General features: G+C 56.7%; 43 protein-coding genes. 4 read left to right on the forward strand and 39 right to left on the reverse strand.

The genetic code is table 11. The features are described 5' to 3' along the window. Positions 1-2 precede the first annotated feature (2 nt). Genes BW934_RS14975 through BW934_RS08050 form a run of 4 tightly spaced genes read right to left on the reverse strand, consistent with a single transcriptional unit; the run spans position 3 to position 2,349 of the window. The gene (locus tag BW934_RS14975) at positions 3-173 is read right to left on the reverse strand and encodes a hypothetical protein (protein WP_159437306.1); all 171 of its coding nucleotides are present in this window, start codon (positions 171-173) and stop codon (positions 3-5) included. After that, positions 170-1,441, reverse strand: coding sequence for a terminase large subunit domain-containing protein (locus BW934_RS08040; protein ID WP_076346919.1), 1,272 nt, complete (start codon positions 1,439-1,441; stop codon positions 170-172). Before BW934_RS08040 ends, BW934_RS14975 begins: the two co-directional genes overlap by 4 nt. After that, positions 1,404-1,850, reverse strand: a complete 447-nt coding sequence (locus BW934_RS08045; protein ID WP_076346921.1) for a hypothetical protein — start codon at positions 1,848-1,850, stop codon at positions 1,404-1,406. Before BW934_RS08045 ends, BW934_RS08040 begins: the two co-directional genes overlap by 38 nt. A 1-nt stretch (position 1,851) precedes the next feature. Further along, entirely contained in the window at positions 1,852-2,349 is a 498-nt protein-coding gene (locus tag BW934_RS08050; RefSeq protein WP_076346923.1) for a ParB N-terminal domain-containing protein, read from the reverse strand. Between the two features lie 64 nt (positions 2,350-2,413). Between BW934_RS08050 and BW934_RS14815 the strand changes: the two genes are divergently transcribed. Next, positions 2,414-2,692 carry a hypothetical protein gene (locus BW934_RS14815; RefSeq protein ID WP_143232594.1) on the forward strand — a complete coding sequence of 93 codons (279 nt, stop codon included), beginning with the start codon at positions 2,414-2,416 and terminating at the stop codon, positions 2,690-2,692. Between the two features lie 754 nt (positions 2,693-3,446). On the opposite strand, the gene BW934_RS08060 is transcribed toward BW934_RS14815, so the two are convergent. The 25 genes from BW934_RS08060 to BW934_RS08175 all read right to left on the reverse strand — a co-directional run bounded on the left by BW934_RS08060 (position 3,447) and on the right by BW934_RS08175 (position 15,544). Then, on the reverse strand, positions 3,447-3,938 hold the full coding sequence (locus BW934_RS08060; protein WP_143232596.1) for a DUF1492 domain-containing protein: 492 nt from the start codon (positions 3,936-3,938) through the stop codon (positions 3,447-3,449). 20 nt (positions 3,939-3,958) lie between these two features. After that, entirely contained in the window at positions 3,959-4,141 is a 183-nt protein-coding gene (locus BW934_RS08065) for a hypothetical protein (RefSeq protein ID WP_076346929.1), read from the reverse strand. After that, positions 4,141-5,196: a nucleoside triphosphate pyrophosphohydrolase family protein gene (locus BW934_RS15225; RefSeq protein WP_234969685.1), complete on the reverse strand. Its 1,056-nt coding sequence runs from the start codon at positions 5,194-5,196 to the stop codon at positions 4,141-4,143. The genes BW934_RS08065 and BW934_RS15225 overlap by 1 nt, the downstream gene beginning before the upstream one ends. After that, the gene (locus BW934_RS08075) at positions 5,153-5,785 is read right to left on the reverse strand and encodes a crossover junction endodeoxyribonuclease RuvC (protein WP_076346931.1); all 633 of its coding nucleotides are present in this window, start codon (positions 5,783-5,785) and stop codon (positions 5,153-5,155) included. The genes BW934_RS15225 and BW934_RS08075 overlap by 44 nt, the downstream gene beginning before the upstream one ends. Positions 5,786-5,806: 21 nt before the next feature. Further along, positions 5,807-5,977 carry a hypothetical protein gene (locus tag BW934_RS08080; protein ID WP_234969686.1) on the reverse strand — a complete coding sequence of 57 codons (171 nt, stop codon included), beginning with the start codon at positions 5,975-5,977 and terminating at the stop codon, positions 5,807-5,809. A gap of 41 nt (positions 5,978-6,018) precedes the next feature. Further along, the gene (locus BW934_RS08085; protein ID WP_076346935.1) at positions 6,019-6,300 is read right to left on the reverse strand and encodes a hypothetical protein; all 282 of its coding nucleotides are present in this window, start codon (positions 6,298-6,300) and stop codon (positions 6,019-6,021) included. Between the two features lie 13 nt (positions 6,301-6,313). Then, complete coding sequence (locus tag BW934_RS14820; protein ID WP_143232598.1) at positions 6,314-6,574, reverse strand: hypothetical protein; 261 nt, start codon at positions 6,572-6,574, stop codon at positions 6,314-6,316. 36 nt (positions 6,575-6,610) lie between these two features. Further along, complete coding sequence (locus tag BW934_RS08090; protein WP_076346937.1) at positions 6,611-6,898, reverse strand: hypothetical protein; 288 nt, start codon at positions 6,896-6,898, stop codon at positions 6,611-6,613. Between the two features lie 254 nt (positions 6,899-7,152). Next, positions 7,153-7,434: a hypothetical protein gene (locus tag BW934_RS08100; protein WP_076346941.1), complete on the reverse strand. Its 282-nt coding sequence runs from the start codon at positions 7,432-7,434 to the stop codon at positions 7,153-7,155. Between the two features lie 21 nt (positions 7,435-7,455). Continuing rightward, on the reverse strand, positions 7,456-7,863 hold the full coding sequence (locus BW934_RS08105; RefSeq protein WP_076346943.1) for a hypothetical protein: 408 nt from the start codon (positions 7,861-7,863) through the stop codon (positions 7,456-7,458). A 52-nt stretch (positions 7,864-7,915) separates the two neighbouring features. Next, positions 7,916-8,446 carry a hypothetical protein gene (locus BW934_RS08110; protein WP_076346945.1) on the reverse strand — a complete coding sequence of 177 codons (531 nt, stop codon included), beginning with the start codon at positions 8,444-8,446 and terminating at the stop codon, positions 7,916-7,918. A 58-nt stretch (positions 8,447-8,504) separates the two neighbouring features. After that, positions 8,505-8,810: a DUF7694 domain-containing protein gene (locus tag BW934_RS08115; RefSeq protein WP_076346947.1), complete on the reverse strand. Its 306-nt coding sequence runs from the start codon at positions 8,808-8,810 to the stop codon at positions 8,505-8,507. Positions 8,811-8,824: 14 nt separating this feature from the next. Further along, complete coding sequence (locus BW934_RS14825; protein ID WP_143232600.1) at positions 8,825-9,001, reverse strand: D-aminoacyl-tRNA deacylase; 177 nt, start codon at positions 8,999-9,001, stop codon at positions 8,825-8,827. Continuing rightward, complete coding sequence (locus BW934_RS08120) at positions 8,989-9,267, reverse strand: hypothetical protein (protein ID WP_076346949.1); 279 nt, start codon at positions 9,265-9,267, stop codon at positions 8,989-8,991. Before BW934_RS08120 ends, BW934_RS14825 begins: the two co-directional genes overlap by 13 nt. Then, complete coding sequence (locus tag BW934_RS08125; protein ID WP_076346951.1) at positions 9,264-9,530, reverse strand: hypothetical protein; 267 nt, start codon at positions 9,528-9,530, stop codon at positions 9,264-9,266. Before BW934_RS08125 ends, BW934_RS08120 begins: the two co-directional genes overlap by 4 nt. After that, a complete protein-coding gene (locus BW934_RS08130; protein WP_084182539.1) occupies positions 9,527-10,861 on the reverse strand; it encodes a replicative DNA helicase in 1,335 nt (444 codons plus the stop codon). Before BW934_RS08130 ends, BW934_RS08125 begins: the two co-directional genes overlap by 4 nt. Further along, positions 10,821-11,225 carry a replicative helicase loader/inhibitor gene (locus BW934_RS08135; RefSeq protein WP_076346955.1) on the reverse strand — a complete coding sequence of 135 codons (405 nt, stop codon included), beginning with the start codon at positions 11,223-11,225 and terminating at the stop codon, positions 10,821-10,823. Before BW934_RS08135 ends, BW934_RS08130 begins: the two co-directional genes overlap by 41 nt. Then, positions 11,222-12,181 (reverse strand): DnaD domain protein, encoded by a 960-nt coding sequence (locus BW934_RS08140; RefSeq protein ID WP_076346957.1) that lies wholly within the window; start codon positions 12,179-12,181, stop codon positions 11,222-11,224. Before BW934_RS08140 ends, BW934_RS08135 begins: the two co-directional genes overlap by 4 nt. Before the next feature lie 12 nt (positions 12,182-12,193). Continuing rightward, complete coding sequence (locus tag BW934_RS08145; RefSeq protein ID WP_076346959.1) at positions 12,194-12,520, reverse strand: hypothetical protein; 327 nt, start codon at positions 12,518-12,520, stop codon at positions 12,194-12,196. Beyond that, entirely contained in the window at positions 12,517-12,750 is a 234-nt protein-coding gene (locus tag BW934_RS08150) for a PC4/YdbC family ssDNA-binding protein (RefSeq protein WP_076346961.1), read from the reverse strand. The genes BW934_RS08145 and BW934_RS08150 overlap by 4 nt, the downstream gene beginning before the upstream one ends. 14 nt (positions 12,751-12,764) lie before the next feature. Continuing rightward, positions 12,765-13,634 (reverse strand): hypothetical protein, encoded by an 870-nt coding sequence (locus tag BW934_RS08155; protein WP_076346963.1) that lies wholly within the window; start codon positions 13,632-13,634, stop codon positions 12,765-12,767. Continuing rightward, positions 13,631-14,680, reverse strand: coding sequence for a PD-(D/E)XK nuclease family protein (locus tag BW934_RS08160; RefSeq protein ID WP_159437307.1), 1,050 nt, complete (start codon positions 14,678-14,680; stop codon positions 13,631-13,633). The genes BW934_RS08155 and BW934_RS08160 overlap by 4 nt, the downstream gene beginning before the upstream one ends. After that, complete coding sequence (locus BW934_RS08165; protein ID WP_076346967.1) at positions 14,643-14,906, reverse strand: hypothetical protein; 264 nt, start codon at positions 14,904-14,906, stop codon at positions 14,643-14,645. The genes BW934_RS08160 and BW934_RS08165 overlap by 38 nt, the downstream gene beginning before the upstream one ends. Before the next feature lie 70 nt (positions 14,907-14,976). Beyond that, complete coding sequence (locus BW934_RS08170) at positions 14,977-15,228, reverse strand: hypothetical protein (protein WP_076346969.1); 252 nt, start codon at positions 15,226-15,228, stop codon at positions 14,977-14,979. Positions 15,229-15,274: 46 nt separating this feature from the next. Further along, positions 15,275-15,544 (reverse strand): helix-turn-helix domain-containing protein, encoded by a 270-nt coding sequence (locus BW934_RS08175; RefSeq protein ID WP_076346971.1) that lies wholly within the window; start codon positions 15,542-15,544, stop codon positions 15,275-15,277. A 124-nt stretch (positions 15,545-15,668) separates the two neighbouring features. Here BW934_RS08175 and BW934_RS14980 point away from each other — a divergent pair, with 124 nt between their 5' ends. Next, positions 15,669-15,836: a hypothetical protein gene (locus BW934_RS14980; protein ID WP_159437309.1), complete on the forward strand. Its 168-nt coding sequence runs from the start codon at positions 15,669-15,671 to the stop codon at positions 15,834-15,836. On the opposite strand, the gene BW934_RS08180 is transcribed toward BW934_RS14980, so the two are convergent. Together BW934_RS08180 and BW934_RS08185 are read right to left on the reverse strand one after the other, a co-directional pair. Next, complete coding sequence (locus BW934_RS08180; RefSeq protein WP_076346973.1) at positions 15,802-16,137, reverse strand: hypothetical protein; 336 nt, start codon at positions 16,135-16,137, stop codon at positions 15,802-15,804. The two genes, BW934_RS14980 and BW934_RS08180, sit on opposite strands and share 35 nt — an antisense overlap. Then, positions 16,124-16,387 carry a hypothetical protein gene (locus BW934_RS08185; protein ID WP_076346975.1) on the reverse strand — a complete coding sequence of 88 codons (264 nt, stop codon included), beginning with the start codon at positions 16,385-16,387 and terminating at the stop codon, positions 16,124-16,126. The genes BW934_RS08180 and BW934_RS08185 overlap by 14 nt, the downstream gene beginning before the upstream one ends. Before the next feature lie 159 nt (positions 16,388-16,546). Between BW934_RS08185 and BW934_RS08190 the strand changes: the two genes are divergently transcribed. Next, positions 16,547-16,894 (forward strand): helix-turn-helix domain-containing protein, encoded by a 348-nt coding sequence (locus BW934_RS08190; protein WP_076346977.1) that lies wholly within the window; start codon positions 16,547-16,549, stop codon positions 16,892-16,894. Between the two features lie 203 nt (positions 16,895-17,097). Here BW934_RS08190 and BW934_RS14985 read toward each other — a convergent pair whose 3' ends face one another. The 8 genes from BW934_RS14985 to BW934_RS08225 form a co-directional block, all read right to left on the reverse strand. Beyond that, a complete protein-coding gene (locus BW934_RS14985; RefSeq protein WP_159437310.1) occupies positions 17,098-17,274 on the reverse strand; it encodes a hypothetical protein in 177 nt (58 codons plus the stop codon). A 186-nt stretch (positions 17,275-17,460) separates the two neighbouring features. Further along, a complete protein-coding gene (locus tag BW934_RS08195; protein WP_084182541.1) occupies positions 17,461-17,754 on the reverse strand; it encodes a helix-turn-helix domain-containing protein in 294 nt (97 codons plus the stop codon). After that, positions 17,754-18,545: a BRO-N domain-containing protein gene (locus BW934_RS08200; RefSeq protein WP_076346979.1), complete on the reverse strand. Its 792-nt coding sequence runs from the start codon at positions 18,543-18,545 to the stop codon at positions 17,754-17,756. Before BW934_RS08200 ends, BW934_RS08195 begins: the two co-directional genes overlap by 1 nt. 6 nt (positions 18,546-18,551) lie before the next feature. After that, positions 18,552-19,052 (reverse strand): GIY-YIG nuclease family protein, encoded by a 501-nt coding sequence (locus BW934_RS08205; protein ID WP_076346981.1) that lies wholly within the window; start codon positions 19,050-19,052, stop codon positions 18,552-18,554. A gap of 128 nt (positions 19,053-19,180) precedes the next feature. Continuing rightward, positions 19,181-19,516, reverse strand: coding sequence for a Rha family transcriptional regulator (locus BW934_RS08210; protein ID WP_076346983.1), 336 nt, complete (start codon positions 19,514-19,516; stop codon positions 19,181-19,183). Between the two features lie 79 nt (positions 19,517-19,595). Next, positions 19,596-19,790 (reverse strand): helix-turn-helix domain-containing protein, encoded by a 195-nt coding sequence (locus tag BW934_RS08215; RefSeq protein WP_076346985.1) that lies wholly within the window; start codon positions 19,788-19,790, stop codon positions 19,596-19,598. Next, positions 19,787-20,068, reverse strand: a complete 282-nt coding sequence (locus BW934_RS08220; RefSeq protein ID WP_076346987.1) for a helix-turn-helix domain-containing protein — start codon at positions 20,066-20,068, stop codon at positions 19,787-19,789. The genes BW934_RS08215 and BW934_RS08220 overlap by 4 nt, the downstream gene beginning before the upstream one ends. A 132-nt stretch (positions 20,069-20,200) precedes the next feature. Then, positions 20,201-20,389, reverse strand: a complete 189-nt coding sequence (locus BW934_RS08225; RefSeq protein ID WP_076346989.1) for a helix-turn-helix transcriptional regulator — start codon at positions 20,387-20,389, stop codon at positions 20,201-20,203. A gap of 146 nt (positions 20,390-20,535) precedes the next feature. On the opposite strand from BW934_RS08225, the gene BW934_RS14990 reads away from it, so the two are divergent. Next, a complete protein-coding gene (locus BW934_RS14990; protein ID WP_159437311.1) occupies positions 20,536-21,255 on the forward strand; it encodes a helix-turn-helix domain-containing protein in 720 nt (239 codons plus the stop codon). Positions 21,256-21,264 lie beyond the last annotated feature (9 nt).

Raw genomic sequence — 21,264 nt, forward strand, 5'->3', positions numbered from 1 at the left:
ATTCACCTCGGGTTCGGCCCGCTTGCGTTTGCCTTCGTTTCCTCGTCCACCATCGCGTCATACACCGCCAACAAGTGCTTGATGGCCTCCAGTCGGTCGTGGATTTCAGCCTTGAGTTCCGTCACTTCCTGCTTCAGCTTGTCAATCTGATTCTTGATGTCGTCTGACCTCATTCGTTCCGGTCCCCTTTCAGCGAACGATAGAATTCCCACAGCCCCGAGTACCCAGACTCCGCTCGCAAACACCACGCGGCCAACGCCAACGCAATCACACAGTCGTCGTGAAAACCCTCGGGTGCGGAGTATCGGATGTTCCCCGCGCGCGTGACTTCGTACTGGTACGTCTGCAGCTCATGCACCAGCACCGGGATGTCAGGAAATGTGATTTCCCGCCGTTCGATTTTCACAGCTAGGTGCTCGATGAGTTGTTGTTTGGCCGTGTTCGTGAGCGAGTAGCCCTCCGCCTGGATGCCCATTCTCTTGACCTGCTCCAACAGAGGATCGCCCACGCCGGTCGCGTCCATCAGCAATCGCGCGTTGTTGTACTTTTTGCACATGGTCCGCACTCGCTCGAGCTGCAGCGCATAATCGACCTGGTTAAAGCGGTCAAAGGCGACCACGTGCCCGCGCTCGACGTCCATCGTCACGAGCACCGAAAAGTCCTGATGTTTTGCCACGTCCCATCCGACCACGTATCGTCGCCCAGGTTTGGGTTCATCCAGTTCCCCTGCGATGCAGTCGCAGATGCCGCGGAACACGCCCGCCGAGTCCTCCAAGAACTCGGCCTCATATTCCTGCCGAAACACGTCCGCCGGGAGCGTCATGCGCGCCTCTTCGATTTCGTCCGGCGGGATGTACGGATTCGCGCTCGTCGGAAACCGAAACGACGCCCATTCTGGAAACTCCGGGTCCTGACCGCGCGCCCAGACGTGGTAAAACCAGTTGCGTCCTTTGGGCGTGGACACGATGATGGCCCTGCCGTTCTTGTCTGAGAGCGTCGGGCGAAGTGCGGCTTCCCACGCCTCCTTGGGTACCATCGCCGCCTCGTCGATCACGAGAAAGTCGAGACCTTCGCCGCGCAGCGCGTCGTAGTTTTCGGTCGAGCGAAACTCTGTCACGCTTCCCGATTTCCACGTTAGTCGCAAGTGCGTGAGCGACACGGACTCGATAGCGGGTCGAAAGTTCCTCGTCAGAATGCGAAATGCCGTCATCGTTTGCCGATACGTCGGAGCCACCCACCATGTCATGGCGTTGGGATGCTCCCACGCCCACTTCGCGATTTCGTTTGCGCAGGCATAGGTCTTGCCCCAACGTCGCCCACACGTCGCCACTCGAAATCGAGCCTGGCTGCGATGGAGCACTTTTTGGCCATCGTGCGGCGTGTAGAGCCTGAGCCGCAGCTCCTTAGTCTCCGGCTCTCTCGTCTTCGCCTTCGCCGCCATCGATGTCCGCTCCCCACTCCGCCACGTACTCCACGCGCATCTTGACCTCGCCTGTGTGGTGCGCGTCGACGGTCATGCGGTCTTTGCGCCCCCATCGCTCAGGGAACTTGCGTTCGAGTCGCCATGCTGCGGCTTGCCAGTTTTCCTCTGCAGCCTTTCCGATGATTAGCAAATCTCGCATTTCTGCTTCCGCGAGCGCTTTTTCTATTGCGTCGGAAAACTCTCGATAGATGCCCGACTTACTCCTTGCGCCTCTCCTAAGCCAGTCGTAGAGCGTGGTCTTATTCACTCCGGCATACGCCGCAGCCGTCTCGATGTACGCGCCAGCGCGGATTGCGTCGCAAATCTTCTTTTGCAGTTCGGGCGTGAGTTTCGTAGGTCGGCCGCCAGGATGCTTCTTCCGTTCCATATCACGTCACCTCGAAGTCACTCCCGCAATACGGACAGCGCACCAACTTCCCTTCCTTGCACACTTGGCTCTCGATGTCGTCCGTATCGTCAGGTGGGAAGGCTGTCATAAGCCGCTCAATCTCATCGACGTCGAATCCCGTCAACTCAATATCGATCTCGCCCGTGTCCAGTTCCTCGAGCAGGTCCTTCAGCTTCGGCAAGTCCCAGTCGTTCTCGATCTTGTTGAGCGCGAGATTCAGCGCCTTCTCGCGAGTCTCATCGAGATCGACCACGACAACCTCCGTCTCTTCGACACCCATCTCCTGCAGCACCTTAAGTCGCTGATGACCACCGACCACGCGCCCAGTGCGCTTGTTCCATACGATGGGCTCAACAAGGCCGAACTCCTCGATGGAACGCTTGAGTTTGTCGTAGACCGGATCGCCAGGCTTGATGTCGAGACGAGGGTTGTAGGGCGATGGCTTCAGTTTCCCTATTGGTACCGTCACAATTTTCACAGGCATCACACCTTAATCCCTGTATCATGTGGGATGAAGAGGGCAGCACGAAAGGAGGTGTTTCATGTACTATTCACTTGATGCTGTAAAAATCCAAGACGGCAAGTTCTGTCTCGGAAATGACGTCGAGTATCCGCTTGATGAAATTGTGATTTTAAAACACCCAACCCCATCAGCGTATTATCATGTAGTACCCACCGGGTTAGTTGCACACGATTGGCTATACGAAGTTCGTTCCCGTTACGGGCGCTTAGCCAATCCGGTGTACATCACAGTTTCATCGGACGAATTCGACCGTTTTGACCGCGAGATCCGCCCATTCGTTCGCTGTGTCGAACCGTAGGAATCGCCAGAAACCAACAGCGTACCATTAGACAGGTAACCTTATTCTCTGCTGCCCTCTTCGCCCACACACAGTCATAGCCCATGCGACATGGTTCGAGCATCCTGAGTCGCTTCGGCTTCTCCGAGGAGTTTGGCGAGCCTCTTGAGTCGTCTCTTGTTTGTTCGTCCACCTTCGCTTCGCTCCGTTTCCCAATCCAACCGCGCTTTCTGCGGGTCAATCTGCGTCGCCAGCCCGCTTTCGCGGATGTCCCACGCGAGCCAGCACCCCTCGCAAAGCGCGAATTCGTGGTCATTTAGGTCACATATTTCGGCGTGCTTGTCGCACCGCATGCACTTCAAATCACGGAGTCCCACGCGGTCCACGGAGACCAAGTCGCGTCCGTGCATCTTCAAAGCGATCCACACTCCCAGGCGCAAACAAAATACCCGGCAGCGATGTGCTACCGGGTCACTGCAAAGAGGAGGCGATGTTCATGACGATGGCACGATGTGCTGGCATCGTCGCCAGCGTTGGACGCCCGAGCCCGACCCCATCATCCGTGCTATGATGGATTTCGGACGCCCAACGCCAGCGGCGAGAGTGGCGTATCGCCACTGGCGATGTATCGTAATGGGGACTTGAAGGGTGCGGCGCGCCTGCGGCCTACGGCGTTCGGTGCAAGTCCGCGCAATATCATGATAGACCAACCAGCAAAAAGATACATGCCATCCATTCCTGTGTTGTTCCGCTTCCATTCCGGTTTCATTCCGCCTCAAATCGCCATCATCTGATACGCTGTCTCCAGCATCTCATACAGGCGCGTCTTGGATATGTACATGGTCTCGCAGATGTCGCGCCACGGAATCTTGTCACGATGGAACATCGTGAGCAGTTGCTGATACCGCGGCTCCAGGCACGCCACAGCGTCTTCAATCTCCTCGATTTCGCGCGTGACGGAACGCAATTCGCGCTCGATGCTGTCGTACTTCGCGATGTACTCCTCGAGTGCGTCGAGTGACGCAACCAAATGCTCCGCTTGCCTATCGTAGATTTTGTCTTTGGCCGACGGCAACCCGAGCAGCATGTGCTCGTACTTTTGCGTGATGGCGCTCAGGATGCCCTCTCTCGTGAGTTCGTCCCTCAGACGCTCGATACGCTCCTCATACATCGCCTTGCGCCGTTCGAGATGCTGACGCCGCCGCTCAAGATAGTTCCACCGGCGCAGTTTCTGCTCCATCGTCACCGCTTCCGCCAACGCCAACACCACCCGTCCCTCCCCGGACTTTATGCGTTGTTCGTTGTCGCCTTCTTCCGCTTCGGCTGCCACTGGTCCGGGTGCCGAAGCACGTACTCCAGCACCCGAACCTCGTCCCCGACCACCAGCGTCATCTCAATCACCGTCGGCAATCCCTTGCGCACCTTGAGCGGTCGCCAGTCGTAGATCGCGAAGTCGTCTTCATCGCCCATCAGTACTTCCTCCCGCCGTGCCGATACGCTCTCTCTTTGTTGATGGCCATCTTGCGGAACAACGCACCTGCTAAGTCCAGCCCGTGTGCCGCTGCCGTATCCATCACGCGGATGACCACGTCCGCCAGTTCCTCGGCCACCTTAGCCTCGCCGTAACCCTTGCGGTCCGCCTCCAGCGCCTCGCTGACCTCGCTGTGGATGAGCGCCAGATGGATGGGCATCGGCACCTTCGTCTCGTGCCAGCCCTTACTGACCGCGGTCTCGTGCACGTCATCGACAATCGCCTCGAATGCCGCGCGCATGATGTACTCGTCGAGCGTCATCGTCACTGTCACCTTTCGAGGTGCAATCAAACGTGCTACGGCATGTGTGTCATCGTCCGCATTTGTAGGCGGATTCGCCTCGGCCACCGTCGTGTCGTCCTCCACAACCTTCGCACCCAATAGCGCCTCAGCCGTCTCCGTCGCTATGTCATCGGCCTCCGTCGCCTCCACAGTTTCCACAGGCTTGTCCTCAGCGTTGTGGATATCCTCGGGATGTTCCCTCGCTTGCTCCTCTTCGGTAGGTTCCGTAGATTCGTCGCGCACGGTCTCGGCCTTCGCGTAGTCCTTGCCGAACTCGACACGCATAGCCTCGTCCACGGCTTCGTCGAAGGCCATCCCGCCAGCCATGTAACTCGATATCTTCATGAGTACGCGGCCCTCGCGCACCATGTCGCGCAGGCCCCACTCGCGCAGGATTCGAATAAGCTCGTCGCGGTCAATGCCGAACTCCTTGCATATCTCCGGCCTGCGCATGCCCGCCACGCGCCGCTCCAGATATTCCTCCAGCGTCAACACAGGCGTCCGGATGTCCTCCATCGTCACATCCATGGCCGCACGATCCTCCTTTTTCGACCGACCTCGTGGCTTTGTACCATTCTTCGCTCCGTCGAGCTTGTCCCCGTACTTCTCGCGCAGGTACGCCTCCATCTCCTCGCGCGACATACGATACGTCACAACCGGCGAGGCTTCAGGCTTGCGCTCGTCTTCGAGACGAATGTTTCGTATCGGCACTCCGTTTCGTCCCCGCGCTATTGACAGCATCCAGTCCGGCATCCTGCCCACCGCCTTTGATGGTGTCGCGGAGTATCCGCACCGCCGCCACGCACAGCCCGCACGCATCGCTCACGTCGTACAACCGTCCCTTGAGTTCCCCTTTGCGCTTGCCTGACTTGTAGTACTCCGGCACGGCAATCTCGTCGTAGTCCAGCCCGTAGTGCTCAACCAGCGCCCTGGCCACGTCGTCCTTCTCCGCTGCCCCATGGCCTGCGGTGTAGAGTTTCAGCGTCTGCGGTGTGATGTCGAGGATGGGAATGTGTTTCAGAGCCGCCGCAAGCCTAGCCGCCGTATACATCTGAATGAGTTTCCTTGCCACCTTCCCGCTCCGCATGGCCATGGGCTCTTCCAGCGCCACGATGGTGGGTTCGTAGTTTTGGATGAGGTTTGCCACTGATGTATGTAGCGCCCCCATCGTAGCGTCCAGCGTGTCCTCCCCCGTCAGCGTGATGAGCCCGTACCCAAGCCACTCGTGCTTGTCCCCTTTGACGTCCAGTACCGCCCATCCCGCGTATCGCGTCCCGTGGTCGATGCCGAGGATTCTCACACGCTCGCTCCTCTCTATTGTTCAGTTCCTTCGCTGCAACGCCTCCAACCGCCGCGCATCTTCCATTTGCTTATGAACCAACTCTACCTCAGCTTTAATCTCATCCCAATCATCGGACCAAAGTTCATCCTGGGCCATTTCAAGCGCGATGGATTCCGCCTCGGATTCATCGGTCGCCTCTACGGTGTACAAGCGCGAACCGCTCCAAGAGAATAGAACCTCGTATCTCGGCATTACTTCATCGCCTCCAGTTCATCTACTGCATCGCACAAATCCTTGTGTGCCACGCGCCACATCGTATAATCGAAGCCGTTGATGAACGATTCTCTTCCGCCGTACACTCGGCCAAACATCACACAGCGACGCGCAGCATCGTATAGCCGCTCCAACGCCTCAAGTCGCCGCTTGTCCACCACCGTCATACCCGCCTCCTCAAGCATCTGCAACTTCCGACCGCTGAGGATGGCCGCCGCCCTTTGGCGCACGTCTTGAATGTCGTTCAGTACGTCGCTCATCTTCCCGCCCCCTTCAGTCCTGCATGACATCGAAGTCCGGCACCAAAATCGTGTATCCCTTGTGCTGGATGATGTTCAGAAACCAGTAGTGACCGTCCTCGCATTCCATGCGTATCCGAATCGCGTGTCTCCTCGGTGACGGGTTGAATTTCGAGAGGCGGACGACGTTCGAGCCTGGCGTCTTGATGACCGTCTGTCCATCCTCTCGCTCTCGGTCAAACACCTCGACTCGCGAATGATGATTGTATTCGCACCCGCACACCGGACATGTCATCCGTGGACAAACCACGTTCCCCCCATTCTATTAGCCTCAGCGTGTCCGTCCAGTAAAACATCCTCGTTCCCCCCAACACGACCGTTCCTTGACCCCATCCACCGCCGCGGCGTACTCTAACCTTGCAGCCTTGACCCGAAGTTCCGCGGCCTGGAGCCTGAGCAATCGCGCGTCGTGAACCCGCCAGTCTCCAGGCTCAACGTCAAGGTACTGCCGCTCGCGGAGCCGCCACTCTGCGAGTGCCGCGTCAAGTTCCTTCTTGGCCGCCTCGATACCCTTGATGCGGTCGTCGTCGTTCCATCCAGCCGTCAGTCGCATCGCCATGTCAATCGCCTCCTTCGGTTTTTAGCCTCTATCCGTGCGCACGGTCTGCAACACGATGTCGCGCCATCCGGCTTCTATCAGAGCCACCCAAGTTTCGAGATGATCGTGACACAAGTGGTATTCCTGGGCTACCCCGTCGATTCGCGCGCTGATGATAAAGACCGCAGAGTTGTCACAGCAGCAACACGGAGATTTCTCGTAGGAACTCATCGACCGATACGAAATCAACGGATACCAAGCCTTCAACTCCATCGTTACGCACTCTCCTTTGTGTTCGATGTCAGAATGCCTTTCGCCAACAACAACCGCTTTTGCAGGTCATCCCACGTGTACGCCACCCTGTACTTTCTCGCCTCGCCCCACCTCGTGTACCCTCGCATCACCTCCACCGTGACGAAGTGCTCGCCCACGTAGTACACCGTCACCCACTCGCATCGCATCGACCCTATGCGACCTTCGTGTCCGTCTGGCGAAATGCAACCAGGTCCAGAGAGCATCACATACAACTCGTCTCCAACCTCGACGTCCATCTTCACTCCGCTCGCCTCCGTCTTGATTCATGGCTGAATCTTGTTCCGCAAACGACTCATCAACGCATCCTCGAGTTCCTTCTGAGCGTTCGCCCAGGATTGCGGGTCCTTCTCCAAGACTCTTCCTTCGTCTGTCTCATGCGCGTCCATCCACTCGACCGTCATGATGGCGTAGTTTGCGAGGTCCAGGAGCGTGTCACGAAAACTCTCGCCAGCACATTGCACGTCCGTCACCACGTGGATGACCTCGTGCTCGCCCGACGCATCAACGTGCTTGACCAGCGTCTTCGCCCGGTTGATTTTGTCCATCATCCGCACGATGGCCGCGACTACTCCGAACTCCCGCAACGTCTCACGGAAACTGTCGCCGTAGAGGCGGTTCTTCTCGCGGTAGAGTTCGTTCAACTCGCTGATGATGGCGGCTCGCGTTCTCATCCCTCGAACTCTTGTGCCAGGAGCTAGTTGTCTGTTCATGTTTCTAGTCACCTCACATCCATTCCAGAAGCGTGCAAGACGTGTCGTGCCGTCTTGGCCTCCATAACACCCACGCATAATCCGCGCTGTCAGTGCCTCGACCCGTAAAGCTTGGGCGTTTGGATAACACGTACACAACTTTTGGCCGATTGGCTCGCCACCAGTCCTTTCGCTTTTGTCCTGCGAGGAAACCTAGACGAAGCAACATCACAACTTCGTCGGCCACGCTCAGTGCTTTCTCGATGAACTCCTGCGCGTATCGGTACGGCGGGTTGGTGATGCACCAGTCCCAGTGCATACCGGCACAGTCCATCGTCAGGAAGTCAGTCCCGGATTGAATATCGTAGGCTGTCACCACCGCACCGCGGTCTTGAAGCGCTCGAACGATCTCGCCTTCTCCGGCGCACGGTTCGAGTACCGTCTTGCCGTGCACCAGCGGTCCGATCTTGTCCAACAGAGCTTCAATGACCCATCGGGGCGTTTGATACGCGTCATATTCGTGTCGTGCTGAGCCCTCGCTGATGATGGCGGCTCGCGTTCTCATCCCTCGTCCACCTCCACCTGGCTCGTCCACTTGACGCGCGTACCGGGTAGAATGTTGCTCATGCTTTCGCCTCCAGCATCATCGGTATGTCACTCCCGTTGTCGACCACCTCGTGCAGGTGGAAGCAGTTCGGATGCACGTTCACGTATTCTTCCTTCGGCGGCAACAGCATCGCCATCGTCACATCATTCGGGATGAGTTGATACCGCGCTTCGCGAATCTCATCCCACGTCGGATACCGCTCCGGATGGCTGATGGACATGTGCCAGCCGCCGTCCACGTGGTATTCCACCATCACCGTGCACTTGCGCAACTTGTACACCTTGCACCCATGCCATGCCTCACCCACATGAACGGCTTTCACCCCGACTCCTCCTCTCACACATGAAATCCAACCACCCTCACCAGCCTGCCCTTTTCGTCCTCGAACACGATGCTCACCATCCCGTGGTAGCGTTGCTGCGCGCGCTCGAGGATTTTCTTGACCGCGTTGTCGACAGCGCGTTCGTCCTGAATCTGGCCGATGACCTTGCCGTTGACCTTCACGGTCCACATGCGCCGTCGTCCTCCGTCTCTGCGGGATCTGTCACCTCGGTGTACACCGCAACCTCGAGACACAGCCCCGCCAATATCGCGAAGATGGCCCACATCCACCACACGTGCTTGGCCAGGAAACCGATGAGCGCCAGCAGCACGACATCGAACCACGATACGACGAGCGAGATGGAGGCGTATGACGGCTCGTGGATGACGAATCTCGGAACCGGGACGGCTACCGTCACCACGCTCCAGGTCGGATGATCGTCGTCGAACAGGCTCATCGCCTCGCCTCCATTCCGCGTAGCTCCGCCGCAATGGTGTTCAGCGACCGTTGCAACGCCGCGACCGTAGCGGCAAGGTGAGCCACGTTCTCCTTCAGGTTCTCGATGGTCTTGTCTCGCTCATGGTCCTCCTGTGCTTTCTCCGTCAGAATCCTGTCCACCGTAACAAGCGCCCTCCATATGGCCGGGATTTGCACCTGAGCATAGGATTCACTCGCCCCGTGATTCGTGTCGTCCTCGAACATCATCACGACCTTGCTCACTCGTACTCCCTCCTCGTCTCGAACTCGTGGATGGTCTGGCGTTCCGGGTCGTAGTGCATCTCAATCTTGCCGGTCGGGCCGTTCCTGTGCTTCGCCACGTGGACCTGCAGCGCGTTCTTGTTCTCCTCGTCCCGCTCACGATGGAGCAGGATAATCATGTCCGCTCCCGTCTCGATGCCGCTTGACCCGAACAAATCTGCGAGCGTTGGGGCCTTTCCTTCTGCTTCCCTACGAAGCTGGCTCAACGTCATCACGGCGCAATCACACACTTGCGCGGCCTTTCGTAGTTTTCGCGTGACTCTTGCGAGGGCTGCGCCCGCCGTGTCCTGTTTGAGCGGCTTCTCGTCGATTTCCTGGATGTAGTCCACGATGACGAGGTCCAGCCCGTACTTGCGTTTGTACCGGCGCATTTCCGCCGCGATTTCCTCCGCCGTCATGCCACGTTTGTCACATACGCCTATCTTTGCGATGAACGGTCCCAGGTTGTTCATCCTGTCCAGGTCGTCCTTTTTGACCTTCCCTGTGACGATGAGATGGAGTGGCACCCTAGCCAGGTTCGCGGCCATCCGCATCCTTACTTGCTCCTCGCTCATCTCCAGCGAGAAGATGAGCACCTTGTACCCTTGCCTGGCCGCCCTGAGCGCAACTTCGATGCTGAACGCCGACTTCCCAACGCTTGTCCGACCGCCGACCACGATGAGGTCTTTGCGCTTCCACCCGAGCGTGAGAATGTCGAGCGAGGTCCAGCCGGTTAAGATGCCGTGTTCCACACCTCCTTCGTCAATCTTCAGCAGCCACTCGTAGTACGCCGTCAGCGCTTTGTCACCAACACTCACGCGCTCCGCGTCGCTCTCGGTTTCGAGATACAGCAGCGAATCGCTCAGCATCTCGATGAGCTCGTCATCACGTTTCTCAGGGTCCCGCGCGGCGAGAAGAATCCTGTTCGCGACGTCCTGTAGAACCCGACGATTGAACCCCTCGCGAATCCACTTCGCGAGTTTCTGGGCATCCGACGCAGGCACGTAGGATGTCGAAATGTCTGCCCATCGCTCGATACCGATGGCCTGGACAAACCGGTGATATGGACCTCCGAGAGACGCTGCGCTGATGGGTTCATTCGCCTCGTGCAGTTCCAGGATGGCACCCCATATGCGCCCCAGGGCCTCGTCCTGGAACATGCCGGGCTTAACCCAGACGTCCGGGTCGTCCAGAACCTCGTTGTGGTACAGGACGCAGGAGATGAGATTCTCCTCGTGTCGCACCGTGCTGATGGGCATGAGCGGCCCGTCGTCACTGTACGCTTCTCGCGCTGTCGCCACCGGTCGACCCATTCACCTTCTCCACCTTCCGATTCTCGTGTGCTCGAACGCTCTCCAGGAGTTCTCGAATGGTCTCGTCGATGCGCTCCCGGTCCCGCCGCCGCATCTCCTCCACGATGGCCGCGTCACGTTTCGCCTTCTCGGCTTTCTCACGCTTCTCGCGAATTTTCACCGCGCGTTGGTAGATGTCCGCGATGGCGGGGTACTTCGTCTCCGACCGGATGTACTCGTCGGTAGCCTGCACGACGTCTTCGTATTCAAGCTCGCAGAGGTGCTTGTGCCATAGCTCGGCGCGCTCCTTCGTGAACTCGACCATCGGGTACGCGAGACTCAGTTCGCGAAGGATTTGCACGGTCTGTGCCCTCGTCATGCTCATGACGGCCCCTCCTCAGCCGCAAATTCCTCCAGTGCCTGCGCGACTCGTTTCTGTCGCTCAGCCAACGATACGACGGGTCGATCACGGCTCTTCGTCCTCGTCTCCTTAGCGACCACTAGTCGGAATTGCTCTTGCTCCTGTTCGACCGTCTTGATGCCTTGTTGCAATTGCCGCCTTAGGATGGTCATGAGATAGCCAGGCTTTCCGTTGTGTAGCTTTGTCTCGTCCATGTCGTAGCGAATGAGCTCTGGGCTCATTCCGCTGTCGATGCAGCGCTTGATGAGCGACTTCTGAGTCTCGTTAGGCATGAGCCGGAATCGCTCATAGAACTCTTTAAGCACCTCTGCTGTCACAGGGTCAGCCAATGCCGGGTCTTTGTACTTAGGCTCGTCATCTGCGAATGGGTCATCGAATTCGTCGAAGTCATCGGGCATATAGTGATTCTCAAGCGCATAGTCCTCTGGTAAGTCGCTAGGTTCCGGTTCTTGCACCTCACTCGCGCGTGCACGCGCGTTAGACACACACACACCAGATCTGTCTCTGTCTAAGTCTCTGTCTAGTAATGTGCTACCGTTTTGCCCGGTCTGTGCCCACTGCTGTGCCCGGTTTGTGCCTACCAGTGTGCCTATCTCTGTGCCTATCGGTGTGCCTACTTGTGTGCCTACTTTTTGACACTCACTAATGCTTACCATTCGGTACTTCCCGGCGTGATTCGAATGACCTTTCTGGTATTCGATCAAGCCTCGTTGGATGAGCCTATTCCTAGCTCGTTCGAGGCCCTGCCGCGAAAGCCCAGTTAGCAGTTGAAGCGTTTGATTCGGCACAGTAAACCAGTCAACCCAACCGGTCGCGTTGTTTATGCTCATGAGCGAGTGCCATAAAGCAACCTCACCGGTTGACGGACGGTTTAGGAGCGCCCAATCGCGAAACGCGTTCAACTCACGCATGTAGTTCATAGGGCAGCCACCTTAGTCGTTCAGATCAAATACGAAGCAATCGTTCTCTCCGTCGTACCTAAAACCAGACAGGTAGATGTGTCCTTCTTCATCCGTCGTCAAAATGGCGCTCTTGAACAAAGCGCTTGTGAAATCACGTGGAGAACCTATCCACCTCGCCGCATCTTCGATGTCGTAGTCATATCGAGTGATGTCATCACCCTTCGCATAATCCGCAGCCCACCAAGCTAGGAGCATCACTCGCCCCAAGACACTCGGTACACTCTCGCCGAGGTGCATCGCTAAACGCTTAATCTTTGGGTGGTTTGCCAGAGACGAAGGGGTTCGTACAGCAGTCATTCGTCCAACGCCTCCTCGACATACTTCACGACTTCCCTCGCCGCCGGGAAGGGAATCGAGATCCCCTTCCCAGGCCGCCATTCCGACTCACCACGCGGGATGTACCAGTTGCGGATGTCGACGTACTTGCGCCCGTCCTTCTCGCACCTGCTGACCACAATCGTGTTGTACTTCCCGCGCATAATCTCCCCGACCGTCTCTTGCTTGTCCCAGAATGGCTGTTGCTCCATTCGTGTTCCCTCCATCAAAACTCCAGCCCCTCAAACAGGTCTCCATCTTCGGCCATCTCGTGTTCGGCCTCAATCTCCTCGGCCTCTTGCGACGCTGCCATCTCCTCGATGCGCCGCTTGACCTCGGCCTCAATTTGTTGGATGACCGCCATCGACGGGAGTTTGTCCTTCGTATACTGCTCACGGATGGCCTGGAGGTCGTGCTTCGTGAGGCCATGAGCCTCGGCCAACTCCGACAGTTCCTTCATCCGCTTCAGGCGATCTTCGCGGTCATCCGAGGCTTGCGGTCGTGATGCCTGTTGCGGACGCCCGTTCCCGTTCCGGCGATGACCACCCTGGTAGGTTGGGTGTTCATTCCGAGGTGGGTCGTCGTAGTCCTCGAGATCCTGCGTGAAGAACCCACTCGTGGCCGTAGCTTGGAGCGTCGCGCCTACAAGCGCCCGCTTGATGGCCATCTTCTGCAGCGTGTTCACGATGGTGAATACGTCTTGGTTACGGTAGCGCTTTTCCTTGCTGTTGGCCGAACCCTCGCACTCCGCCACCACGATGGTGTGGGTCGGGTACTGCTTGAGGATGGACACTCGGTACTGGTAGTAGAAGAACCCCTTCTCCCAATCCTCAATCTTGTTGATGCACTCGACCTTGTGCCCGAGCCCGAAAAACTGGAGTAGACGTTCCGCTCCGGGCTTCTGGAGTGTTGGCTTATCCGTCCCGGGAATCTGCGCGTAGTCGATGCCCGGGCGCATGATTTCGCGGCGAATCTGGTCCAGTTTGCGCAGGTTTTCCGCCGCTTGCTCCAACGTCACGACGATGGACGGAACGTACTCCACCGTCTGAGCGTGTACCACGTTCGCGTCTTCCCGAACCGCAACTACATTGCTCATTCCGCATCCTCCTTCTGGCCCTTTGGCCGCTTCACATACCACGTCTCATAGGGCTTGGGTACCTTCTGATACCGCTCCACCACATCCGTTGGCAGTGCACCGTCTGCCAGCGCTGCTTCCATGTCGAACTTCGGTTTCGGCGTTACCACGGTTCGCGTCACTGTCACGCCGTCCGCCGACACCTGTTTGACACCGTAGATGTCGAGCAACGCCCCGAGCTTGGCCTGGATGTCCTTCATCGCTTCCTCCAGTGTCTTCTCCTGGGCTTTAAGCGCCTTCTTTTCCGCGTCAAGCATGGCGAGGTCCCGGACCCAGTCCGCCACCTCTGGCGCGTCGAGCTTCGGCGCCCGATCGCTCCCCTTCCAGCACACCGACCACAGCGGGCAGCGCTCCGCCCGCCCGTAATACGTCATGCATGGCGGCGACATCGGGTCGTACCCGGATGGGATGGGTGGGAGCTCGTACCGCTCCGCGTACTCATGCAACATGCGGAGCTCGTCTTCGATGGCCTGTCCCACCGCCTCGTCGTATGGCACGATGTGCACTTCGTATGACAGCTGCCGACCGTACCGGACATACACGAGTTCGCTTGAGTCCGCGCGCCGTTCTCCGCGCGCGTTCCGCAAAAAGTGCATGTACGCCTGCACCTGCATCACGTGCTCGGGTCTTGGCAGGTCTTGTTCCCGGTCCGATACCGATTTGACCTCGATGATGCGCCGCTCCGCCGGGAACCAAAGGTCGATGTGTCCCGTGTCTCCAAACGGCGTCTTGACCGTCTGCTGCGTGCGGCACCGCCGCGGGAACTTGCGACGGAATCCCTCGACCACCCAACGCTCGATGAGATGCCCGCGCTCGAAGTACCCGGCGTCCACCTCGTCGTGCTCCTCTTTGACCATCCCGAGCACCTTGGCGACACGGTAACGACCGCACTTCGCGGACTCCGACAAGCGGAACTCTCCGGCGTCGAAGCGGTTATCGACGACCGCCGACAGCCGCTCCGACAGGACGTCATGCACAATCGAGCGAACCTCCATCGGGAGTGCCATGGACCTCTGTCACCTCTCCTTCCTCGTCCATCAGTGGCAGTTCCGCACACGTCTCACACAGCCAGCAGGTCCCGTCCGGCACCGCCTCGTCGATATCCACCTCTTCACCACACGACCAGCAGGTGACTGTCGTCTCCTGCTCATCTTCCCCGTCCTCGTCCGCCCACTCATACGCCCAAGGCTTGTCCTCCTCGGGCGTCATCAGCCGCCACCGGTCATAGTCCATGGTCCGTTCCTCCCTTGTGCCCGATGGCCATCCATGCTACACTGGAGCCATCGGACATACGCTTTGATCCTCATTCGCTCACTGTCGTTTGCTGTTCGCCCAGCAAACGACGAAAGCCGCAGAAGTCGTGATACAGCGCGAGTAGGTCGTCGTACACCCGTTGGTAAGCAGCAAATGCGCCCCGGATGTACGCCGTCTCCCAGCTGTCACGGCCTGCGGATTTTGACATTTCAGACTTAGCTGCCGCCAAGTCTGAGAGAAGCGAAACGTACTGCGCCTCCCAGATTGCCAACTTCGCATCCGCCGTCAATTCAATGCTCATCCTGTTCACCTCCCATCACAAAGTCGAATGGTTTCGCCTCGCCGTGTCATGCGAAGGCGTAGTAGTCTGTGTCCGTGAGCAGTCGAACGTAGTCTTTCAACGCCCGGAGGTGGTCAATCAGCCAGTCAATCAGCTCCACCCCTCCGCACACGGACACCCACCTCTTGACCGTCTCCGGTTCGATGTGGCCGCCGTTTTCCACTCGGCTCACCCAGAAACGGTCACCTCCAAGCTCCATCGCGATCTCCGTTTGGCTCATCCCAGCCGCCTCCCGGAGAAGGCGGAGAATCAAATGCCCCTTGGGTTTCCGCTTCATCTCCCCTCACCTCCCCTCGTCTCGTCTCCTCTCTCCTCGCCCGCACCAGGCATCCTCGCCTGTGGCTTGTCCCGCATCGGCTGGCCCGCGGGCCATCTCAACTCGCCTCGAAAGGAGAATCCTCATGCACCGCCTCGAAACCTCGACGTTCACCCACCTGACACCTCGCGCCCGGACCATCCTCGACTTCATCCGTGAGGCCCTGGACGACCTCGCGGAAGAACTGGCTGAGGATGACCGTGACGTCTATATCGAGATCAAGATTTCGACCCGCTCCTGTGGCGCGCGATGAGGTTGATGACCTCGCTTGCGACTTCCTTGGCCTCATCGAGATTCCAGGCTCCGAGGTCCGTGAGTCGTCGAATCCCCAACGCCACCTTCACGCACTCGGTCACGGCACTGACTTGCATGTGCCGCGTCCTCGTGTGCTCGGAGGCAAGGATACCTGCGGTCTTCAACTGCTCCTCGATGTAGGACCGGAGCTCCGCTGAGGCCCGGTAGGACACTCGACCTGCCTCCAGCATCGCGAGGCGTTCTTGGAGGCGATGCACTTCGGCTCGCAGGGTCTCCAACTCGGCTTCAGGCGCGCTCACGTCGCTTCACCTCCTCATCCCCAACATCAATCTCGAAGAAGTACTCGAACGGCTTATCCGGGAAAAGTCGCAACACATTCGAAATGAACTTCTGACCCGGATCCACATGATTGGGGTCGCCGTCCGGCTGTTTCACACGCCAAAGTTGGGTCCTCGTAATGTTCAATCTCGATGCCAACTCGGTGTCGGTCCAACCTCGTTGCCGCTGGATTTCCTCGAGTTTATCGACCTTCACCTTGATGCGGCTCACTCGGTTTTCACCACCTTTCTGCTTCACCGTTGCAACGCTAGAGTACCACAAACGATACAAGCGTGCAACATCTCTTTCGAAAAAATTTTGCGTACATGTATCATCGATGGGTGATACATCGATGAAACATTCGTTTAGGATAGGCGTGGAGGCCAATCCATGGACAAGGTTGAGTTCGGACTCTTTCTTGCTCGTCTGCGAGAAAGTCAGTCGTTGAGTCAGCGCAAACTTGCCGAATTATCGGGCGTAAGCTCCGCGACGATTTCTCGAATTGAGAGTGGGTTAATAACACCCAATCCGGAAACGTTGGTGGCGATCGCTCCGCACCTAAACATTCCGGTTGAAGACCTGCTGAAAGCTGCTGGATACATGACTGGTCAGATCGAAAACATGCCTCCTCCTGTAGAGCCAGAACTGCGAAAGTTAATTGAGAATGCGCGACGTCTGTCACCGAAACAACTTGACGCCCTGAATCGCTTGATTGAATCCATCTCAAGCAAGGAGTGACAGGATGCTTATACAACTTGCGGATTGGGCAATAGATATCCATAAAAACGAGAGCTGGAAGGCCTACATCAGCCCTAACCAAGACGAAGTTTTAGTGCAAGTCAAAGGCGAAAATTCGGCTTTGATAAGGCTTAGTGACAATTTGCTCGTGTGTTCATGTTCAGGTCCTGCTGAAATCGTTATTGATGCCGACAACAAATCACTCAAAGTACGCCCGAAACCTCAAACGCTGTATTTTTGGCCGCAGACTCAAGCTTGAGGCGAACTCCATGCACGAGCTCTTCCTCAGCTTGCTTGAGGACACCTAAAGCTTCCGAAATGTACAGATTGCGTTCCGCCAACATGCGGAGAATTTCGAGATGAAGCGGCTCTTTTGACATTGTGCATTCCTCCTCAAAGATTGGCTTTCGCGCTCGGCGTCACCTTGTCGGAGTTCTTCTCGGACGAGCAGCCATCGTCCGACCGGATTAGCCGACTCACGCCAGAACAACGCCAAGCGCTGGAGAGGTTTCTTGAGACGTTGGAAAGAGGGTGACCATTCTGCACCCAATCCTTGTATCTCTGTCTCACGCGCACGGTTTCCCGTCGTTCTCTGCTGAGTTCTGCCCCAACCAAGCCAAGAACGCATCCCGCGGGATACGCAGTACCCGACCATCCTTGATGGCAGGGAATCCTGGGCGACGCGCGAACTCGTATAGCTTGTACAAGCTAATGCGCGCTACTTTCGCCGCTTCTTTCGCCGTGAGCACGGGCGGCAGGTCCGCAGCAGACTGCGCGAGCCGCATCTGACCGAGCAACGCGCTCAGTTCTTCGCGGATGAGACGGCGAAGGTCGGATTCGTCGATGAGAGCGATGGCCATTATTGCACCGCCTCCGCCTTCTCGCTCACGCGCGGATTCAGCATCTTGTCTGCCACCCGGAGCGCATCATCGAGCCGACCTACTTGCTCTAGGTACTCGGGCATCGTGATGGACTTCAGCCCGTGCTTCGATTTGTAGTGCTCCATCAGGAGCACGATGTTCGTCCGGTAAGCCGTGTTAAACGCGGTGCGGAAATCACGCCAGCCCTGCTGGTACGTCAGGCCGTTTCGCGCGGCGTACTTGCGAATCATCGCGTTCAGACGTTGCTTCGGATCACCAATGATGTTCACGGTGTCGAAGATGTCGATCCGCGCCATGGCGACCCGCGTCTTCTCCTCAAGCTCCGCCACTTTCGCCTTAAGCTCCTTGACCGACTGGGCCTGGAGGATGATTAAGTCCTCGACCGTCATCGGTGTGCTCGGTAGCGAGTAGGACCCGGTGCGCCGGATGGAGGGAATGACTTCATGCGTGATCCACCGCTTGAACGCCCGAGCCTCCGGCTTGCGACTCTTCAAGATGAGTGAGTACAGTCCGGGTTCAGAAACAACCAACACTTCCTGTGGCCCCTTAGGGGTACTGACAATGTCAGTACCTTTCTCATCCTCATCCAAACCGCCGCTTCGGTACGTGTTCCCATCCCGATCAACACGCTCTCGGCCATTTACCGCGAGACTCGTATCGATGTCGAGGATGCGACACACATCGGCGGCCACAAACCAAGGCTCTCCGTCGCGGATAATCACGCGTACCTCATAGTCGTTGAAGAAGAACGGTTGGAGGTATCGATCCAAGTGAAATCACCTGCCATTTGGCGTGACCAATCCGGGAAACAGCAGCCCCTTGAGTACATTCGCGCGGGCTTCCGTCCTTTTGCGGAGCATTTCCACGTCATCCCGGAATGTCAGCCCAAACTTACCTGCCATGAACTCATCCATAGTCATGGCGAAAAGCTCTCCTCGCACCCGTCGGTGACTTAGCGCCTCGTGGATGATTCGTTCGTTTTCGTCAAAGTTGGTGTGAGGACGAGAAACGAGAATTCGGCCGATTGCTGTGTCACCGTAGTTGCGACCAACTGATTTGATGGACTTCATCCGTTTGTTCGGGTTTTGCGTTTTTCCAATCTTGATGAAAGAGCCGTACTCAACCACATACACAAACCCCAAATAATCACGCGCCTTGTTGAACGGGGGTTGATTGAGTTGAGTATCCGACTCTGCGACGAACCACGGCTCGCCGTCTTTGATGACTACGCGAACGGCATGCTGGTCGAACGTGAATTGCATGAGATCACGAGTCATGGGATGGACCTCCTTCTCGGGGCGCCTTTCTTGCAAGCAGCCATATCCGTACCCCTTCGTTTCAGCTGTCAAGGTACGCTACTCACCCCACTTGTGGGTTGAGTGATCTGTAAGGGAGTAAGTACTGTTTACATCCCTGGCAATCCGAAGCAAGCAGTTCTCACGCAATGCGTTGCTTTCTTTCCCCGATAGCCCATAACCAAAAAGGTGAATCCGTCTTTGGTCATGAGCATTTGAGGCTGTTTCTTTCCTTGCTCGTTGATGTAATATGACTCCTCAAAGTTGAGGAGTCGGAACTCCTCGCTGCAGTCGAGGTTTGCAATGTCTCGCAAGACATTGTCGTGACGCTTTCCAAACTCATCGGCTACTTGTCGATTGCTGCAAAACGCTTGCCCGTTACGCTCGTACAGACGGCTTTTCCTGAGTTCATAAAGCCTACGAGCGAACTTATCCCTTGCGGCCATACCCGTATCCCCTCGTTTAAGTTGTCAAGGTACAGAGGATCCAAAGGGGATGCCCTTCTCGCTCACCTCAGATTTGAGGTCAGTTTCTGCCTGCTAGTTCGTTAAGATCGAGCTCAAGCACATCGGCGAGTTTCACGAGGTTCTTGAGTGACGGTGTTTTTGTTCCGTACTCCCAAGATTGAACCACCCGCACGTGGACACCAATGGCCTCCGCAAGTTCACGCTGTTTTAGCCCCTTGCGCCGACGAGCGTCGCGAAGGACTCCGGTATTCATGGCATCACCTCCACTTGTTTGCGAATCCACTCATCCACGTCCGTTTGACGTACAAAAATCTGGCCACGCACACGGAAGGATGGGATGGTTCGTTCTCGAATCAGCCGGCGCACCGTCGGCTCAGAGACGTGCAGATATTTGGCAAGTTCCGCGATCGACATGTGCCGTGCCAATAGAGCTTGTTCGATACGCGGTTCGAGTCGTTCCCACAAACGTCGTTCGAGTTCTGTGAGGATCTCCTCTTTGGTCTGCTGGATGGCTTCTTCAAAAAGGGACATACTCAACTCCTCCCATTTCGAGGACAAAGGGTATTTTGAGTACCCAACAACAGCAAAAAGAAAGTACCCTTCGGTATGGTATTGACAATACCCCACTCATGCCTTACACTTAAATCGACATTCAAAGTACCGTTACATCAAATCTGCAAATAACTGCTCTGGAGTACATTCGAGTACACGACAGAGTTTTACCATGATTGGTGCGCTTGGTTTTACTCGTCCGTACTCAAGACTGCGGATATGCTCTGGGGTGACGCCTATTAAGTTAGCCAACTCGCGACGGCTTAAACCTTTGTCGATGCGAGCAGCGGTGAGTGCCAGTCGTTTTTGAGTTGGTGTTGGTGTCGTTGTCGTTCACCTCCATCCTTAGCTCGGATGCCTTCAGTATAAAGGGTATCCAGAGTACCGTCAAGTATTATGAGTACCCTTTGGCATATTTTTTTGAGCACGAAGGAGGGTTTAGGCGGGTGTCTCTGGGAAAACGGATTAGGGAGATTCGTTTGAAAAGAGGGTTGACCCAGGAATACATTGCTAAGAAGCTTGGAATGGGACGTTCCAATGTCGGGCACATAGAGAACGGGCGGACCATGCCGTCGGCCGAAGTGTTGGATAAGATTGCTCAGATTTTAGACGTCTCTACGGATTATCTTTTGGGTAGAACAGATACGCCATTAAGGATAAACGAACGCATCATCGCTCTGAGGAAAATGAAGCAATTAACGACGAGACAAATGGCTGACGCGCTCGGCGTTGACGAGGAAACATATGTCGCTTGGGAGACGGGAGCCGCTACACCAAGTCATTACGATTTAGAGAAAATAGCTAATTATCACAAAATAGATGTTAATATTCTATACGGTCTCCCTCCTAGTCATCTTTCTTCTGATGCGTACGCTGATGGCTATACAGAAGAAGAAGTTCTTGAAGAGATGGAGCGTTTGTTTAGAGCGAATATAGGCTATCAAGACAAGAACCGTATACCTAAAAGCAATGAAGATCTAGACATCGCCCGTGAGCTCGAGCGAATCATGGAGAGCTTGGACAGCAACGCCGCACTTGCCTTTGACGGCGAGCCGTTGGACGAGCAGGATAAAGAGCTGCTTCGCGTGTCGCTTGAAAATTCGATTCGTCTTGCGCGGCAGCTTGCTAAGCAAAAATTCACGCCCAAGAAGTACAGGAAAGATTAACCCGGCAGG

This window comes from Alicyclobacillus vulcanalis, assembly GCF_900156755.1.
Classification (GTDB): domain Bacteria; phylum Bacillota; class Bacilli; order Alicyclobacillales; family Alicyclobacillaceae; genus Alicyclobacillus; species Alicyclobacillus vulcanalis.